Here is an 18,312-nt window from a genome sequence, read left to right as displayed (position 1 = left end):
TTTTTTAAAAGATTCTAAAAGCTTTAATGAAGCTATAACTAAACTCACGCAACATTTAAACACAAACTTTTACACACTTTATAGGGAATGGCATTATAAAGACATAGAACCTAGAATCTTTGCAGAGGAGATGTTGTTAGATGGCACAAAAGATCCAGATACCTATAAATTTCATATTTTTCAAGGTTTAGAAGATTATTATATCCAGCTTACTGCCGATAGATTCACAAATTACAAACGCACGATTTTGGATAAAGATTGGAATCTCGCCCCATTTGGTTTTCTTTATGACAATACAAATAATCCCATTCCGCCAAAGCCTAGTGAGTTAGAGCATCTTAAAAGACTAGCCTTTATGCTTTCTCAAATGTTTGATTATGTGCGTGTGGATTTGTATTATATGCCATTTGCTAAGGGGCAAAAAATCGTTGTGGGGGAGCTGACTTTCACACACGCTTGTGGGACAGAAAGGCTTGTCCCAGAATCTTGGGATAAAAAACTAGGTAATATGTGGCAGCATACTTCATATAATAGGGGGAGTGATGAAGGCAAATAGTTTTATACAAAATCTTAAGCCCTATATCCCTATCGCACATAAGGTATGGGAGATTTCAAAAAAAGAAGAGATTCTAAAGCTTGATTGGAATGAATCTAGTATGCCGCCATCGCCAAAAGTCCTAACCGCCTTGCAACAAGCCATTTTAAATGATAACTTGCACTGGTATCCAAATACACATAATGCAGAGTTATTAGCCCTTTTAAGCAAATATGCAAATGTGCCAAGTGAATGTGTAGAGATTTTTGCAAGTTCTGATTGTTCGCACGAGTTTATTTTGCAAGTCTTTGGGAGTGTTGGCGATAATGTGTGTATTGTTGCACCAACTTATGATAATTTCCGCTCAAGGGCTGATGGCATAGGGCTTCAAAGTGTATTTTTTCACACAGATGAAAAGGGCAATATTGATTTTAATTTGCTTGATAATTTTCTTGTAAATACACAACCAAAAATCGTGTATATATGTAATCCAAACAATCCAACTGGCACATTGCACGATATATTGAAACTAGAATCACTTATCACAAAATATGGCGATATGCTATTTGTCATAGATGAGGCGTATTATGAGTTTTGTGGTAAAAGTGTGGCATATTTATTACCAACAATGCAGAATCTTATCATCACAAGGACATTTTCAAAGGCATTTGGCTTAGCATCATTTCGTATAGGCTATTGCTTGAGTTCTGCACAAAACATTGCTACATTAAATTTACTTCGTAATGCAAAAAATATTACTCATCTCTCACAAGTAGCAGCCATTGCAGCATTAAAAGATAAAGAATATATGGAATCTTATGTAAAAGAGGTCATATTGGCAAGAGAGTTTTTTATAAATGCGTTAGATTCTATGCGAGAGTTTAAACTTTATCCATCAAATGCTAATTTTGTTTTTATTCAGCATAGGGATATAAATGGATTAAAAATGTTTTTAGAAAAAAGGAATATTTTTATACGAGATTATTCGCATATTGTAGATAAGCATTGTCGTATTAGCATAGGCACAAGGGAGCAAATGCAGTGTGTTGTTAGAGAAATAAAGAGATTTTGCAATGAGTGATTGGAGAAAATATGCAGACAAGAGAGCAGAACAACAGGGTTTTAGCATTATTTGATTTTTGTGAAACGCTTGTAGATTTTCAAAGCGCAGCAAGGTATTTAGAGATTATCGCAAAGTATCGTGGCTACAATATGAAACAAGGTCTGGGACATAGAGTGTGTGCTAAATTGAAGCGTAAGGTAGGCAAGAGGATTCAAAAAGTTTTACCTAAATCATATCGCAATAAGTTTATTCAAAAACCTGTTAATTTTGAAGTTTTGCGGGGATTAAGTCTAAAAGAAGCAGAAAATATCGCACAAGATTTCTTTGAAAAAGAATTGCTTTTGCGTGTTAATGAACGCATTATGGAGCGTGTGCGTTATCATCAAAAAATGGGACACACCATAGCGATTGTGTCAGGTGGCTTTGAGATATATATTCGCATTTTTGCAAAGTATTTTGGGATTCCATATGTTGTGGCGGTTTCGCTGGAGAGTAGTGAGGGGGTTTTAAGCGGCAATATGGCAGGTATTCATACGATGGAGCATAGAAAGCTTTATAAGTTATCACAAACACTTGATCTATCAATGTATGATTTAGCACAAAGCTATGCGTATAGTGATTGTCCTAGTGATATTCCCTTGCTAAGTTTAGTGGGTAATGGCATTGTTGTAGAATGCGGGAAAGATATAGAATGGGCGAAGATTTTAGGATTTGAGATTGTTTAGGATTTTTGCTTGAACTACCAGTCCTAAACACAACTTAACCACACATTAGCACCAACAAAGGCCACTCTTTTTTTTGATAGCCCATAAAGTAAAACTTCTTTGGAAAATCATTGCAAGATACTTCCGCAGAATTTTTGTCCATGTTCTTTCTGGAATCTCAATCACTTGGGTGGATGCAGGGTGCAAGGGTGCAGTTTAATAAGAATCTAATTGTCAATAACTATAGCTTTAACCTTGCAGCCCACTCATTAGAATTCAAATCTTGTATATTCCCATAAATATGTATCACCAAAAAAGATTAGGTAATAATGTGGTCTCTTTATTATGCAAGGGATATGCTCAGTTTGATTAAATTTGCTATAGATTTGAGTGAGAGATATAGCTACTATCATAAAGATAGTAGTGTGTGTTTATGCGGTGGGTTGCAAAGAGTATCACACACAAAGGCTACATGCTAGAAAATGTAGCTATATCCTATTGTTGTGATGAGATTTCGTGTCGTGGTTGTTTCGTTGTTGTTTTGTTGATTGCCGTTTTGAGCTGGGGCTATTTGCTTAATCCCTAGAGTTGGTATTTTAAAACCTAACTCGAAGCGATGATGGCTATTTGCAGTGAGACTTAGCCCGAGATTTATAGGCAGGATAAAGCCATCGCCTACTGGTGTTGTTGTGTTTGTTATAACACCACCTTCAGTTGCTTTGCTGGTGCTATTCATTGTCGCATAGCCAAGCCCAATACCTGCATACGCCCCAAATGCAAAGGTATCAGAACTTAGGATATTAAGCAAAACATCGACATTTACACTAATCGCATGAGATGAATCCAGTGTGGTTGTATCAGTTGTTGTGCTTTGCTGTTGTTCTGTGGCTGTTTCTTTTATGTGATTATGCATAAAGCCATAGTTATAATCTAAATAGCCGCGCAAACCAAAGAAGTCAGTCAGCATATAGTTATAACCTAACTGCACGCCGATATTAAGATATTTTGGTGCAGTGGTTGTATCAGCTGTTGTGCTTTGTGTTCCTGTCTCTGTGCTTGTTCTTTTTTCAAAACTTACTGAATAGCCCGTATTAATCCCAGCAAAAAAGCCATTGCCATCGCCCTCATCAGCTAACATGAAGCTTGGCGTAGAGATTAGTGCTAGTGTTATTGCTACTTTTCCAAATCGTTTATACATGATAAATCCCTTTTAATCACTTAAAATATTTGCATTTTGTTGTAAAATGCGTGAATTATTGTAACACAACTCAAAAAAAAAAAAACGATTTATGTAATATTTATAACTATTTTTTGTAAAAACTATGATATTTTTACAAAATTACTCAAATCACGGAATCTTGTGTATAAATATCTATTAGTCTTTTAATCATGTTTAAAATAAAGTTTAGTTAGCACATTTGCAAATTAAGAAAATTTTACTGAAATGTAATAGAGTATCATAACACTTGCACCGCTTAATACGCCATGCAAAATCGCCCCTAGAATGCTACCTAGTATTTTGTTTGGCTTTAGGTTATAGAATCTGCCTATTAAACTTGGCTTGTAATAATCATAAATTCGTATAAAAATGCAACCAATAAGGGCTTCTAAGATATACATTTGCCATGTTGCAAAGACAAATAAACACGCACAAAAAAGGCTTATCATAAGCTGGATTATAGCAAAGTCGTGTGGTATGAGTGGTTTAGCTTGGTTTGTATTTATGGAATCTTGTGTATTGCTGGATTCTTGTGTTAAGTTGGCATTATTTATAGGATTAGATTCTGTGTTATTTGTAGGGTTAAGATTAGAATCTATGTTTGGGTTAGAGTCCTTATGATTAATTTCTAAGTTTTTAGATGTTTCGCTACACTCAACATGACAAGCTGTTTGAGAATCTAGTTTATTGCTATCTTGTGCCGACTCGTTTGGGTTAGATTCTAAATCTTGCATATTCTTATAAAGATATACTGCTAAAAAGAGACTAAGTAATAATGCGGTCTCTTTATTATGCAAAGTGATGGGATAAATAATAATAAAGCCCAAAATATTTGCAATGATTTTTTGCAATACTAAAGGCTTTATCTTATCAAAAATATAAAGATGAAAAAATCTCATTGTATGCCTTATAAATGAAACAACATTAATTGAGTGAGGTTGTTTGATAAAGCTGCATAAGCTTTAGGTAAAACTCCTCTTCACCGCTATTTTGTATAATCCCGCTTGATGGTAAAATATCATAATACAATCTATCTAAATCCTTGAATCTATGTGGGAACAAAGATGAAAGCAATATTGCTGAAATCTGCCTTCTCACAAGCATAGCAGGGGGTAAAAGCCCTAGTCTAAAGAACTCGACAAAAGATTCTGCATTATAGTTAATATGGTGATGATGTCCATGCGGACAAGTATGGATTGAGACAAGTGTTTTACACACATCACAATATACATATTCTGGTAAAATCTCAACTTCTATATTCATACCTGTGAGAGAATCAAAGATAGAATGCACTTCATTATCTAGATAATACACAGATAAGCCGCGATTATTCTCGCCAACAAGCAGTTTATTGCAACCAAAATTCCTTGCTACAATGGCATTCATAATCATGCGATTCTGCCCTGCATACAGATAGGTATCATCATGCGGGATAATGATAACCCGCTCTTTCATAAGATAATTATCTATCAAAAATTCCATACATTTTAGCCGCAAGTTATATTCTATCAAGTCGCTTTTATGTGGTTTGAGTAAGAATACGACTAATAGATCGCATTCTTCTAGGGCATCTCGCATGATTTTTTCATGGATTCTATGCAGCGGAGATGCACTCATTACAATACCTGCGATATTTTTCGCACTCAGTGTAGCTATGCGTTGGGCTAGTCGTTTTTTATGCTTCATAATGTCGTTATTTGTGAGTGTGTATTTACCGCTAACGCAAATTTCGCCTATTCTAGATTCTATATCTTGTATGCGTTTGGAGGCAAAATCACCGCCCATTATCTTATTTATCCGCTCTTGCTTATTAATGCTAAACACAGAATCTACGATAATGCTACCTGAAGTCTCACCATCTGTTATAAGCTCGATTTTATCGCCCTTTTTTGCCTTTTGTAAGACTTCACTATTGCGTCTGCCACTAGGGCTTAAGAGAAAAGGGCAAGGATAGCTCTGGTCTTTATAGACACCGCTTGTATTGACTGCTTTCATCTGTGCTTCATTCATAAGCTCTGTTACAGGATAGAGCAAGCCCTCTTGTGCGAGATTTAGGACTGAAATCGCTTCTTTATCGATATAGAGTTGTTTATTTTTTTCTTGAGATGCCATATTTCTTCCTTTTTTCCCATAAGCTTTTGCGGCTCATGCCAAGTTTTTTTGCTAACTCCACATCTGGATATCGCCCCTCAAATTTTGTGATAACAATCCTTTCATATTCTTTAATGGATAGAATCTCACTGCCAATTTCAAGATTATTAGCCATATTTGTAATATCTACAATATGCGGAAAGGATACTAAATCATCAGAAATCATTGAGATAATAAGGCGATAGTTTGCCATTTTTTCCAAAAAATCCTTTTTTTCTTGCTTTTTTAGATTCTCACAATTTGTAATGTAATAGACTTTATTTTTTTGAAACTCATAATCACTCCATGAGATACTCTTAAGGCTTATAAACTCAAACCTTAGCTTTCTCTCAATCGCATATTTCATCGCATAAATATCAGCACTTCTTTGAGAACTTGCTTTTATTAGAATCGGTGGATTGTATTGGGGCAGGGTTGGCGTTTGCAACTCATTTTGTATGAAAGTGAAATAATTTTTAAAGAATCTAATGTCTTCAGCAAGTTCTTTAAAGCCTTTGTAATGCTCGATTTTTCTTACTAGCTCATCCATTATAAAAGGCTTAATAATATAGTCTTTTGCTCCCATTTTAAGAGGCTTTGACACGGTATCATCGCTGACATAGGATACCATGAGAATGATTATGGCGTCTTTATGTGTTTCAATAATGTCTCTATAATCTGCGGTGCTTGTAGAGAGTAGCACAATGTCATATCCCGTGCGATTTATTGCCTCTTCAAGTGAAGAAGTGATAAATGATACATGCCCACCATCTGCTAATTTACTTGCTATACTTTGGGCTAAATAGGTTTCACTCTCAATAATCAAAACATTCATACATATCCTTTTCTCAAAGTTTTAGGGATCTTTCTTAGCAATAAGATTCTTTTTGTTTAAAATTTCTTTTTATTTAGAATCTTTGTCATATAAAAATCTTTCTTGCATACTTCCTTTCCTAAACTTTATTTAATTTCATGGGTTTAATATAGCTTCCTTGCTTTAAGTTGGGCTATGCTATTTACTAGCACGCCTTCTTTTCTTCCCACAAAGCCTAAGCCCTCTGCCGTGCTAGCCTTTATGCTGACACACATTTTTGGTAAGTAAAGAATATTAGCTAGGACTTCTTGCATTTGTGCTTTATAGGGCGAGATTCTAGGGGTTTGAGCTGTGATTGTAATATCAAGGTTAATGAGTTCTAACCCAACGCTTAAACAATAATCATAAACTTCTTTTAATAGAATTTTAGAATCTATGTTTTTAAACTCGTCCTTACTATCAGGGAAAAGCTCACCTATATCGCCATAGTTCATAGCCCCAAGTATAGAATCTATAATCGCATGTATAGCCACATCGCCATCGCTATGGGCTTTGAAACCCATGCTAGATTCTATCTTTACCCCGCACAGATACATATCTTTAGAATCTATAAAGCCATGTATATCGCTACCATAGCCTATGAGAGTGTCGCTTTTATTATGTGCGTTTGCGTGATATAGCTTCTTTAATAAATGCAGGTCATCATGGTATGTAAGCTTTGTCATATCTTTACTGCCGATAACAAAGCCAAGCTTAGAATCTTTAAGTGAGAGTATTGCAGTGCTTTCATCGCTAAAGTCAATCTCTTTTGCAAAAGATTCTAGAATCTTTTGTGTTTTTGTGATTTGAGGCGTTTGGATAAGCTTTAACTTCTCTCTCTCTATTGCTTTATGTGTGTTATTTGTAGAATCATACATGAGTGTTGTATCACTCACTTGCAAATACGGCACAATGCAGTCAAAATCTTCATTCATAAACAAGGATAGCATATCATGCAGTACATGCCTTTTTGTATCAAATCTCGCACAATCATTGACAATTATATGCGTGCTTTCTACATGTTGCAGGGCATTTTTTAGAGATTGAAAGCGAGTGTTACCACCGCAAACTATTTCAAGCGGGATTTTATACTCTTTATCATTGATATGAAAATACAAAGCATTTGATATGAGTTTTTTCATATAAAATATATCTTTTTTAGAAGCTGTGATGATTATCTTTTGTAAAGGTGTTGTTGCGTAATGCGTTTGAGAATCTTGGATTAGATTCTGTGTATCAGTGGTTATTGACTTGTTTGGATTGGATTCGCTATTTTTATTGTTACATTTTGTGTCATTTTTGCCTTGATGGGTATTTGTGTGTGTTGCATTTTCTGCTTGTTGTAATGTATTAAGTATGTCTAGTATCTGTGAAGCAAGATTATGTGTTACAAAATACCACAAAGGCGTAGTCCCAAGCCTTAGCCATTGTTTCTTTGTAGATGGTTTATTGCTAGATTCTATATTTTCATTATGAAATGTGTGATTAAAGTGTGTATTTGCATGTAATGTGCCTTTTGCCCTGCTACTGCAAAATCGCACAGAATCTCCAGCTGCCATGATAATAAGCGTTATATCCTTCATCATTTTTCCTTAAAAAATAAACACTTTATAAAACTTCACTCACATGCTAATAACTTTACTTAATGTTACCATATCTCATTTTCCAGTGCGATATGATACAAAAAACATTTATCATTATATAATAAATCTGTAAAGTTTGTTACCATTTTATACAAAAACTCTATTTTATCGTTACTAGATTCAAAATTATATTGGGATATAGATAAAATCACACAAGTTTGCATTACACTTAGACTGAAATTACTCTATTTACAAAGGATTTGCATGAGTGAGAATTTACGAAATACATGGATAGAAAAAAGGGCAAATGATAAAATCAGGACACAGCTTTATTACGCAAAAAGGGGCATTATCACAGAAGAAATGCGATATGTTGCAAATGTTGAGAATCTTAGCCCAGAACTCATTAGAAAAGAAGTCGCAAGAGGTAGGCTTATAATCCCTGCAAATATCAATCATAAGAATCTAGAGCCTATGGGTATAGGCGTAGCTTTGAAAACAAAGATTAACTCAAACATTGGATCATCTCAAATCGTAGAAGACATTGATGAAGAGGTAACAAAGCTTAAGACTTCAATCAAGTATGGTGCAGACACTGTTATGGATCTATCCACAGGTGGCGATTTAGACAAGATTAGAGAGGCTATTATACAGGCATCAAGTGTGCCTATTGGCACTGTGCCTATGTATCAGATTCTACATGATGTGAAAAATGATGTGTTAAAACTAGATATTGAAACTATGCTTAGTGTATTAAGGAAACAGGCAAAGCAAGGGGTAAGCTACTTTACTATACATTGTGGCTTTTTGTTAGCACACATGCCAGCGGTTTCAAAACGCAAAATGGGTATAGTCTCTCGTGGTGGTAGCCTTATGGCAAGTTGGATGTTACATTATCACAAAGAGAATCCTTTTTATGAATATTTTGATGAGATTCTAAAAATCTGTCAAGAATATGATGTGTCTTTATCTCTAGGCGACTCTTTACGCCCGGGTTGTTTGGCTGATGCAAGCGATGAAGCACAATTTGCCGAGTTAAAGGTATTGGGCGAACTTGCAAAAAGGGCGTATGAAGCCGATGTGCAAGTCATGATTGAGGGTCCCGGTCATGTCCCGCTTAATCAAATAGAGCGAAATGTAGAATTGCAAAAAGAGTATTGCAATGAAGCACCATTTTATGTATTAGGACCGCTTGTTACAGATATTGCCGCAGGATATGATCATATCGCAAGTGCCATTGGTGCGTGTGTGGCCGCATGGAAAGGTGTGGCAATGCTATGCTATGTAACGCCAAAAGAGCATTTAGGTTTGCCTAATGCAAATGATGTGAGAGAGGGCATTATCGCTTATAAAATCGCCGCACACGCAGCAGATATTGCAAGAGGGAGAATTGGTGCAAGAGATAGAGATGATGCGATGAGTGATGCAAGATATAGCTTTGATTGGAATAAGCAGTTTGAACTCGCCCTAGATGGCGACAGAGCGCAAGAATACCACGATGAAGCCCTGCCACAAGAAGTCTTTAAAGACGCTGAATTTTGCTCAATGTGTGGTCCAAAATTTTGTAGCTATAAAATCACACAAGATATTTTCAAAAACTATAAAGAAGAGAAATTGCCACAATAATGGCTTTTAGAATCTTTATGTTACTCACATTATCCATTTTTAAAGCTAGATTCTAGCTTTATTATCTCAATTTAAAAGGGCGGATATGTTACTAAAAAGTGTGTTTATAGGTTTTCTCTCATTTTCTATCTTACATGCAGATACACTAAAAGAATGCAAAAATGAAACAGACAAAATGAGTGGCTGTGTAGAGAGACAATATCATCAAAATGGGAATATTTGGGTAGAAACACCATATAAAAATGGTAAAAAAGAAGGTATAGAAAAGTGGTATGATGATAATGGGGATCTGGTAAATGAAATACCATATAAAAATGACAAAAGAGAAGGTATGACAAAGTGGTATTATAAAAATGGGAATCTAAAGAGTGAAACACCATATAAAAATGACAAAGCGGAAGGCATAGCAAAAGTGTATTATGAAAATGGGAATCTTATGGCAGAAATATCATATTTAAACTACTATTTTCATGGAAATATGACATACTACACAGAAGATAAAAAGCTACTAGCCTTAATTAAAGCAGAGAATCATAAATTTATAAGCGGCAAATGCTTTAATGATAAAGTCTTGACAGACAAAGAAATAGACGAGATTGATATTAACGACATTGAAAAAGCAATTAACTATTTACAAGAAATATGCCTTAAAGAGGGTGATTCTAGGTAGTGTATGATTTATAGCTATTCACAACATATTTGCTAGATTCTATTTTTAGTTTTGATTTTTGGAATCTATTTTTATGAGTTGATGTGGGACTTTGGGGTGCAACATTTATAGAATCTTGTCGCATTAAACTTTTGAAAAAACAAAATATCTTTTATGAAATCCGTGTTAGATATTTCGCGTTTCTCAAAACATGATAAATCATTGTGTTAGATTCTAACAACTAAGCAAAAGCTCCATTACAAACGACAACACAATAATAACTTTGAAAAAAACAGAGTTAAGCTACTCACTCGTTTATGCTAGATTCTAATGTGCCAATTTGGTCTCCCATTCTCACAACTTCGCCTGATTTTACACTCCAGTTAGCCTGTGCGATTAATACAATCGTAGATCCCATTTCAAAAAATCCTATCTCTTCACCTGCGTTTAATGCAATAGGCTTTTCATAGGTATAAACACAATCGCCTTGTTTTGCATTTGTCTGTATTGCCTTATCAAATAAAAACTGCATTTTACCCACATTTAACGCACCGACAGCGACATAATACATAATGCTTTGATTATATTTACAACGCATTTTTAGCACGACCCTTTCATTTTGTATGAATAGATTCTCATTTTTGTATAAACTTGCAAAATTCACCGGCAAAAGCTTACCAGAAAAATACTTTGCCTCTAAAATCTCTAAATCACACGGGGCATGATAGTGATGATAATCCTTTGGTGATAGATAGAGATTTAAAAAACTATATGTATTTAAATCATGTGTTACGCCGAGTAAATCAGCAACTTTATAGCTTTTGCCCTTAATCTGCAGGGCAGTCTGCTGTGTAATGCGACCAGATTCTGTAATAAGAGAATCTGTTGGGCTAATGAGATTAAAAGGGGTTGTATGCAGGATTCTAGGCTTTATAAGTTTTCGTGTAAAAAGTGCGTTTAGCGTAGGATAAGATTCTAAACTCTCAAATTCATTAAGATTGATTTTAAAGAAATCAACATAAAAGCGATTAATCGCATATTGCATACTTTTTGGGAATCTTGTATGGGCAAATCGCCCAAATAGACGAGAAATAACATTAGTTGATAGCACAAATATCCTTGTAAAAGAAATAAGACATAATTATATCATAGACTTTATAATATGACTTTCAAATAACATTACACCATTTATGACAAAAGAAAACTAAGCTATAATAAATCATATTATTTTGGAGTGAAACAATGATTTTTATCCTAGAAGATGAACATGCGATACGAGAACTCATTGAATACGCATTGAATACGCATTCTTTAGAATCAAAGGGCTTTGCGACACCTTCAGCCTTTTTTGAAGCACTCAATGCTTTGAGTGAAGATTGTATGCCTGAACTCATTTTGCTTGATATGATGCTACCAGAGCAAGATGGTATAGAAGTCCTAAAGATTCTAAAGAAAAAGCAATCAACAAAGCATATACCAGTCATTCTCTTAACCGCAAAAAGCAGTGAGCTAGATAAGGTTTATGGGCTAAATATGGGTGCTGATGACTATGTAACAAAGCCCTTTGGTGTGCTAGAACTACTTGCTAGAATAAACGCTTTATTGAGAAGAACGCGTGGATTATCCCTAGATGAATACAGCTTTCAAGAAATAACGCTTAATCCAAAAACGCGTATAGTTAGCTCTAATGGAGTGCCTATAAATCTCACTTATAAAGAGTTTGAAATGCTTATGCTATTCCTTGCTAATCCGCATTTAGTCTTTACAAGAGAGCAGCTTTTAGAATCTATTTGGGGTAGTGAGTTTCAAACACGCACAGTTGATGTGCATATCAATACCTTACGCACAAAGCTTGGGGAAAGTGGCAAATACATTCAAACCGTGCGTGGCGTTGGTTATAAAATCGCGCAAATATAAGTGAAGTGAGTGGATTTTGCGGCAAAGGATATTTTGGACTATTTTTATCGTATGCTTTGGGTGGGTATTGCTTGGATTATGGGCTAGTTTTGTCTTTTTTACAAACTATTATGAAAAGCAGATTCTATTACATTTACAGCAAAATAGCCATTATATTGAGATAGGGTTAAAACAGCAGGGAATCTCTTATCTATCACATATTAATACCGCCTATCGTGTAAGCCTTATAGATTCTCATGGTAAGGTTGTGTATGATAATCTTGCATTAAAAGAAGCACTTGATAATCATGCAGAAAGGATAGAGTTTAAAGAAAGTATGCAAAATGGGGTAGCCCAAAGCTATCGCTACTCACAAAGCATGCAGCAAGAAATGCTTTATCACGCTGTAAGAATCATGCTAGAAAAAAGGCTTATAGAATCAAGTGTGAGTTTAGAAACTAGCTCAAATTTTAGTGGAAATCTAGATTCTAATAATTACGCCCTAAACCCCGTAGCCCACCCAGATTTGGCTAAGAATCTAGATTCTACCCCAACAAGCCACGCAAACAAATCCACAAATTCTAGCAATTGCTCTATGGCTTTGGAGGCTTTGGCTGAATTAGAGGGTAGGAGTTATCTAAGCGATATGACTATCCATCACAATTTAGCCAATCGTTCAAATTGTATAGACAAGGGCGAAAATTTAGCGAATCTAGATTCTAAAAACTCCAAAACGCCAACTGCGGAAGTATCTTGTGATGATTTTCTAAAGAAACTTCGTTTTGTGGGTTGTGAAGCTTTTTTTGCGAGAAGCTACCTAAGCGGTAGTGCCGAAGCAAAAAAAGCAAACTCCCGCAAAATCACGCAAGAGACAACGCAGAATCTAGATTCTACCCCAAATGCCAAAAACTTACAGCCCTACATTCTACGCATAGCAAGCCCGCATAAAAATATGCCCTCACTTCTCTATGATACCCTGCCTTATATGAGCCTTATTTTACTTGCGTGTTTGGCGGTTAGCTTTATGCTTGCAAGAAGCATTGCAAACTTTATTATCGCACCATTAAATGCACTCAATTTAGAGAATCCACTTGGACTAAAAAGCTATAAAGAACTCTCACCGCTTTTACATAAGATTGATGAGCAAAATCGCTTGATAGATTCTCAAATAAAGCAACTACAAGCAGACAAGGAAACATTTAATGCGATTACGCAAAATATGAAAGATGGCTTTTTGCTACTTGATTCTAAAGGCAGTGTTTTATCGTTTAATAAAAGTTCTATGAAGTTTTTTGGTAACCTGCATGAAGGCATGAATATAGCCACACTAGATACGCAATATAAAAAATGGTTTAATCTTGCAATGCAAGGCGAAAAGCTAACAGAAATCATACACAAAAACGACCGCACCTATCAAGTCATTATAGAATCTGTGCTTAACTCCACTAAAGCACAAAATTTTGAGAATCTAGATTCTTATCCAAATGGGTGGGTGCAGGGTGTAGGGGTGCAAAATTGTAAGATTCTAGAATCTAACACAATAGCCCATCATGTTGAGCGTAGCAAAATAACTAACACAGAATCTAAAAGCGAGTTTTCATATATAATTCAAGACAATGATACAGAATCTAGCGATTTTAACCCAAATCTCACAGCCAATCAAAGCACAGAAAATACAACAAAAATAACCCCAATCGGCGTAGCCTTACTCCTACACGACATCACAGAAAAAGCACAAAGAGAGCAGTTAAGACGAGAATTTAGCGCAAATGTATCACATGAGCTAAAAACCCCACTCACAAGCATTTTAGCCGTGCTTGAAATGCTGCAAAACAATATCATTAAACAAGAAGACATTCCAAAATTTCTTTGCAATATACATAAAGACGCAAGGCATTTAATGGCTTTGATTGAAGATATAATTATCCTAAATGAGCTTGATAATGACTACACTTTTACGCCTTATCCACTCTCAATGCGAAATCTTTGTGAAATTACTCTATCTATGTTTAAAGATTCTATCCAGCAAAAAGGGCTTTCTTGTGCTATACAAGGCGATGATTTTTTGGTTATGGGAGAGCAGCGACTACTTCTTGTTATGCTTTCTCATCTCTGTGAGAATGCTATAAAATACAATAAGGATAAAGGCAGTATAGAGATAATCCTTGATGCGACACACAAAACATTGCATATCAAAGATAGTGGCATTGGCATACCAGAAATGTATCATGAGAGAGTGTTTGAGCGATTCTTTTGCGTTGATAAAAGCCACTCAAGCATGATAAATGGCACAGGACTTGGCTTAAGCATAGTTAAACATGTAGCACACCTGCATCATGCAAAAATCAATCTTAATAGCACCCCCAACATAGGCACTAGCATTTCTCTTTGCTTTAGTTAGAATGAGATTGCAACTTATTTAATGCAAATTTAAGACAAAGTAAATATTAACCTATCCCTAATGTATCGCCATAGAGAATCTAAAATATAAACAAAAGAGCTAGTAGGACAAAACATATTGTTTGTAAAATAAGAGCAATCCAAGCAAAACGACCAACAAAGATCAAGGCAATTAACCCGCAAAATCGTTATTGAAACATAACTTCAACAACAATCACAAGCCAAACAATTAACGCTAAATAAAACAGCAATCAAACACTAAAACATGCAAATAAAGCACCTGCAATAAAACTCACTCTCCCTCAAAATTCCTTTTATCAAGCACCTCTAACCTTGCATCAAGCAGGGCTAATTGAAACTGCAAGAAACCTAGTATAAGATCTAGCTTTGCTTGTATTTGATTCTGTGTATCTTCAGCACTCTCTAACCATAAATCATCTTGCTTCAATCCCTCAAATAGCACAAATATACGCTCTTTAAAGCTCTGTAAAAACTCCGTCTCACCAGTATTTACACCAAGCCTTATATCCTTAAATCCCTTTTCATCAACGCTATTTTCAATCTCACTCAGCGTTTGCAATACAACATCTTTTAATTCCATTGACTAAACCACCCTGTTAAATTTTTTGGATTCTCTTTAAATATAGCGATTTTTTCCTGCATGAGTTTCATGTCTAGATTCTTTGTGATAAGGCTTTTATCTCTCTTAAACTTTAATGCCATTTCATTTGCTTTTATGCCTAAATGTGCTTCTTTTATCAGCTCTGTGCTTAAGGTTTTAGAATCTTTTTCAAGCACCTGCTCAAAAAATGCCAACGCCTCTTCATGCCTGCCTATCATCTCATAAATATAGCCTAAGCTTAATAGTTTCCTACTCATAGCTTCCCCTAAATCATTAGAAAAATAAAGGCTAATTATAGCCTACTTCATCATTATTTCATATCTTTTTTGCAAAATGCCAAAGCACTACCACCTATATCCCAACGAAAAAGTAGCAATCCTAAGCTGTCCTACACCACCACTTGCATAAATGCTACTTGAGCTATCCTTAAAAGTATTACTCAAAGACACACCCACATCAAAATCACGGAAATTATACTTCGCACCAAGCCCTATCATATAGCCATTACTATCAGGGATACCTATGGCAGTTTGTGGCACAGGGGCTTTATCATACGCTGCTGAAAGCATAAGTCGCAGACGCTTTGTGATATAAGTCGCCCCAACCCTAAAAGTATGTGTATCCACCCAGCCATTCCCCATAGCTACCGCAGTAAAATCAGCCAAGCCCACCATACCCATGAGTTGCTCTTGGCTAAAGCTCTCTGGCACACTGCCCGGACTTGCGGTAAATTTTGCCTCGTCCCAGCCAAACTCTGTGTCAAACTTCCTACCCCTACTCCAAAATGTCCGCTCATAAGTCGCCTCTAGTCGTAACTTATGCTTATTTTTAAAGGTCCAGTCATGGCTATATGCAATGGTTAGAATCTCAGGCATAGTTACATAAAGATATAGGGGGGCGTCCATTCGCACACTGCCTACTGGACCACCGATAATCGTATCTGCACTCACCTTACCTTTAAACTGCATGGCAACCGGGCTATTATACACCACAGAAAACATACCGCCATCTCCCACTCTGGCCGACACACTTGCACGATAGCCAAAGCCTATATCACTACCATCACTTTTCTGCACGACTTGTGCTGTGCCGACAAGGCAGGTTTGAATCTTGCCCACCATTCCTTTAATAACATCTAGTTGTGTTGCATTTGGTGGTAATTTTAAAATATCTTTAAAAAGATTAACATTATCAATAATAAAATTAAGCATACCAGCCATGTCTTTTGGGATAAGCCCATCGGGTAAAGACTGCAAAATATCAGGATTGAACGAAGGTGTGCAGTTTTGACCTGCTTGTGGATTTGTTGGTTTTAAATTTTCTGGCAGTGTATTCCCATCGCCATTTTGATTCTGTTGTTGGGCTGTGCCAAGCGGCACATATACAATATTATTGAATTTCCCCATGCCATATAAAAGGCGTGGGGCAAAACCCACAGAGATTCTGTCTCTATAGGTGTAGCTAATCGATGGGGCAAACTCGATTAGGAATATAAACACATCTTGTAGAAACTCACCGCCCAAGCCATTCCACTTCATCGCTAAACCACTAGGGGCGATGAAACTCGCCCCAAAGGTAAAGCCATTATAATTTTTTGATTTATAGAAAAATTTTGGCAACATAAAGTTTGTATCACCAGTCGAGCCATCTACCATAGCAGAATCTGCTGTTGTATGTTGCAATTCAACTTTTTTTGGGATCTGATTCATTACTGCATCATATATCAGCGGACCAACCCCCGGAATATTGTCCCTAATCGAATTTAATACTCCTATATCATATTCCATGTATGTAGCAGAGCTTAATCCTTGATTTGTTGTCGGCACTTGAAACTTAAATCCCGGGATATTAATAAGTGAGAAAGCAAACTCAAACTCATGCTTATTTTCCCCCCAGTCGTTTTTAAAGCCCATATTCGCAGGATTATAGTAACTTGCATCAGCACCCCTAGCCCCTGCTACATACGCAGAGCTTAAAGCTGTAGCATTCAAGCTTTGCTCTTGTATCTTAAAGCCATTTGCCGACATTTTCGCATAAAACATACATGAAAATAGACATAATACCACCGCCTTTACTTTTATGTTTTTAATTTCTTGCTTTTTTGTCATTTTGAGCGATAGCGAAAAATCTCTTTTTGTTTTTATATTTGTAACTTTTTGTTTTTTTGTGTGTATATCGTGTATTTTCTTGTCATTTTCAGTTTGTATTATTTTGTCATTTTGGGAAAAAGCATTCTTGTCGTTTTGTGTTTTATTGTCATTTTGAGCGATAGCGAAAAATCTTTTTTTTATATTTGTGGTTTTTTGTTTGCTTGTCATTTTGAGAAAAAGCATTTTTGTCGTTTTGTGTTTGCTTGTCATTTTGAGCGAGGGCGAAAAATCTTTTTTAGAATCTAGATTCCCAACTCTTTGCTTTATTGTTTGTGGATTATGTATCATGTTGCCATAAGATTCCATATTGTCTTTTTGTGTTTGTGTTTTGTTGTCATTTTTAACCTTTGAAAAAGGCGAAAAATCTTTTTTAGAATCTTGGCTAGATATTTCGCTTCGCTCAATATGACAATTTTTAGATTCTAGATTCTTATCCAAATGGGTGGGTGCGGGGCGTAGGGGTGCAAAATTGCAAGATTCTAGATTCTGTTTAGAGATTAGGTTTTGTTTAGATTCTAAAACCTTGTCATATTGAGCCGTAGGCGAAATATCTTTTTTAGAATCTAAATCTTGCTTAGATTTTAGGCTAGATACTTCAGCTAATGCCGTAGTATGACAAACTATCTTAGATTGCAAAACTTTGCCATTTCTTAGAGAATCTCTGTTTTGCATATCAAGCAAAGAATCTGTTTTAGATTCTATGATATTTGTATCTTGCTGTTTTATTATGGTTTTAAATCTTTGTAAATGTATAAAACTATGTTTTTTGCCCCAAATCCCTACACCTATATACCGAAATAATTTTAATATATAATTGTTTTTATACATTCTCTACCCCAAAATATTTTTACTCTCAATCATTTATATTGCGTATTTTACAAG

General features: G+C 35.6%; 16 protein-coding genes. 7 read left to right on the top strand and 9 right to left on the bottom strand.

What is annotated here, in order from left to right; genetic code table 11:
- The 3 genes from C6H17_RS09300 to C6H17_RS09290 form a co-directional block, all read left to right on the top strand.
- On the top strand, positions 1–556 hold a 556-nt coding region (locus C6H17_RS09300), incomplete at its 5' end, for an ATP-grasp fold amidoligase family protein (protein WP_104731412.1).
- Positions 543–1,616 carry a pyridoxal phosphate-dependent aminotransferase gene (locus tag C6H17_RS09295; RefSeq protein ID WP_104731411.1) on the top strand — a complete coding sequence of 358 codons (1,074 nt, stop codon included), beginning with the start codon at positions 543–545 and terminating at the stop codon, positions 1,614–1,616. The genes C6H17_RS09300 and C6H17_RS09295, both read left to right, overlap by 14 nt.
- Positions 1,617–1,627: 11 nt before the next feature.
- A complete protein-coding gene (locus C6H17_RS09290) occupies positions 1,628–2,323 on the top strand; it encodes an HAD-IB family hydrolase (RefSeq protein ID WP_005219656.1) in 696 nt (231 codons plus the stop codon).
- A 454-nt stretch (positions 2,324–2,777) separates the two neighbouring features.
- Here the strand turns inward: C6H17_RS09290 and C6H17_RS09285 are convergent, their stop codons facing one another.
- The 5 genes from C6H17_RS09285 to ispF form a co-directional block, all read right to left on the bottom strand.
- Positions 2,778–3,500 carry an outer membrane beta-barrel protein gene (locus C6H17_RS09285; protein WP_005219654.1) on the bottom strand — a complete coding sequence of 241 codons (723 nt, stop codon included), beginning with the start codon at positions 3,498–3,500 and terminating at the stop codon, positions 2,778–2,780.
- Positions 3,501–3,727: 227 nt separating this feature from the next.
- Positions 3,728–4,420 carry a hypothetical protein gene (locus tag C6H17_RS09280; RefSeq protein ID WP_005219652.1) on the bottom strand — a complete coding sequence of 231 codons (693 nt, stop codon included), beginning with the start codon at positions 4,418–4,420 and terminating at the stop codon, positions 3,728–3,730.
- A 25-nt stretch (positions 4,421–4,445) separates the two neighbouring features.
- On the bottom strand, positions 4,446–5,633 hold the full coding sequence (locus C6H17_RS09275) for a sulfate adenylyltransferase (protein ID WP_005219650.1): 1,188 nt from the start codon (positions 5,631–5,633) through the stop codon (positions 4,446–4,448).
- Positions 5,611–6,486: a response regulator gene (locus C6H17_RS09270; RefSeq protein WP_005219648.1), complete on the bottom strand. Its 876-nt coding sequence runs from the start codon at positions 6,484–6,486 to the stop codon at positions 5,611–5,613. The genes C6H17_RS09275 and C6H17_RS09270 overlap by 23 nt, the downstream gene beginning before the upstream one ends.
- Positions 6,487–6,629: 143 nt before the next feature.
- Positions 6,630–8,087, bottom strand: a complete 1,458-nt coding sequence (gene ispF / locus C6H17_RS09265; protein WP_005219647.1) for a 2-C-methyl-D-erythritol 2,4-cyclodiphosphate synthase — start codon at positions 8,085–8,087, stop codon at positions 6,630–6,632.
- Positions 8,088–8,351: 264 nt separating this feature from the next.
- Between ispF and thiC the strand changes: the two genes are divergently transcribed.
- Together thiC and C6H17_RS09255 are read left to right on the top strand one after the other, a co-directional pair.
- Positions 8,352–9,713 carry a phosphomethylpyrimidine synthase ThiC gene (gene thiC, locus C6H17_RS09260; RefSeq protein ID WP_005219645.1) on the top strand — a complete coding sequence of 454 codons (1,362 nt, stop codon included), beginning with the start codon at positions 8,352–8,354 and terminating at the stop codon, positions 9,711–9,713.
- A gap of 85 nt (positions 9,714–9,798) precedes the next feature.
- Positions 9,799–10,383 carry a toxin-antitoxin system YwqK family antitoxin gene (locus tag C6H17_RS09255; protein ID WP_005219644.1) on the top strand — a complete coding sequence of 195 codons (585 nt, stop codon included), beginning with the start codon at positions 9,799–9,801 and terminating at the stop codon, positions 10,381–10,383.
- Between the two features lie 286 nt (positions 10,384–10,669).
- Here C6H17_RS09255 and C6H17_RS09250 read toward each other — a convergent pair whose 3' ends face one another.
- Positions 10,670–11,473: a phosphatidylserine decarboxylase gene (locus tag C6H17_RS09250; protein ID WP_005219642.1), complete on the bottom strand. Its 804-nt coding sequence runs from the start codon at positions 11,471–11,473 to the stop codon at positions 10,670–10,672.
- A gap of 131 nt (positions 11,474–11,604) precedes the next feature.
- On the opposite strand from C6H17_RS09250, the gene C6H17_RS09245 reads away from it, so the two are divergent.
- Both C6H17_RS09245 and C6H17_RS13045 read left to right on the top strand, forming a co-directional pair.
- Complete coding sequence (locus C6H17_RS09245; RefSeq protein ID WP_005219641.1) at positions 11,605–12,279, top strand: winged helix-turn-helix domain-containing protein; 675 nt, start codon at positions 11,605–11,607, stop codon at positions 12,277–12,279.
- A gap of 16 nt (positions 12,280–12,295) precedes the next feature.
- A complete protein-coding gene (locus C6H17_RS13045; protein WP_020995996.1) occupies positions 12,296–14,659 on the top strand; it encodes a sensor histidine kinase in 2,364 nt (787 codons plus the stop codon).
- A 291-nt stretch (positions 14,660–14,950) separates the two neighbouring features.
- Here the strand turns inward: C6H17_RS13045 and C6H17_RS09235 are convergent, their stop codons facing one another.
- From C6H17_RS09235 to C6H17_RS13040, 3 genes are all read right to left on the bottom strand, one after another.
- Positions 14,951–15,259 carry a CiaD-like domain-containing protein gene (locus C6H17_RS09235; protein WP_004087570.1) on the bottom strand — a complete coding sequence of 103 codons (309 nt, stop codon included), beginning with the start codon at positions 15,257–15,259 and terminating at the stop codon, positions 14,951–14,953.
- A complete protein-coding gene (locus tag C6H17_RS09230; protein WP_005219639.1) occupies positions 15,250–15,537 on the bottom strand; it encodes a tetratricopeptide repeat protein in 288 nt (95 codons plus the stop codon). The genes C6H17_RS09235 and C6H17_RS09230 overlap by 10 nt, the downstream gene beginning before the upstream one ends.
- Before the next feature lie 87 nt (positions 15,538–15,624).
- On the bottom strand, positions 15,625–18,258 hold the full coding sequence (locus C6H17_RS13040; protein WP_020995997.1) for an OmpP1/FadL family transporter: 2,634 nt from the start codon (positions 18,256–18,258) through the stop codon (positions 15,625–15,627).
- Between the last annotated feature and the right edge of the window lie 54 nt (positions 18,259–18,312).

It is taken from the genome of Helicobacter rappini (genome assembly GCF_900198625.1).
GTDB classification, from domain to species: domain Bacteria; phylum Campylobacterota; class Campylobacteria; order Campylobacterales; family Helicobacteraceae; genus Helicobacter_A; species Helicobacter_A rappini.
Note: the sequence above shows the minus strand (reverse complement) of the source record. Positions and strands in the feature narration are given on the sequence as shown.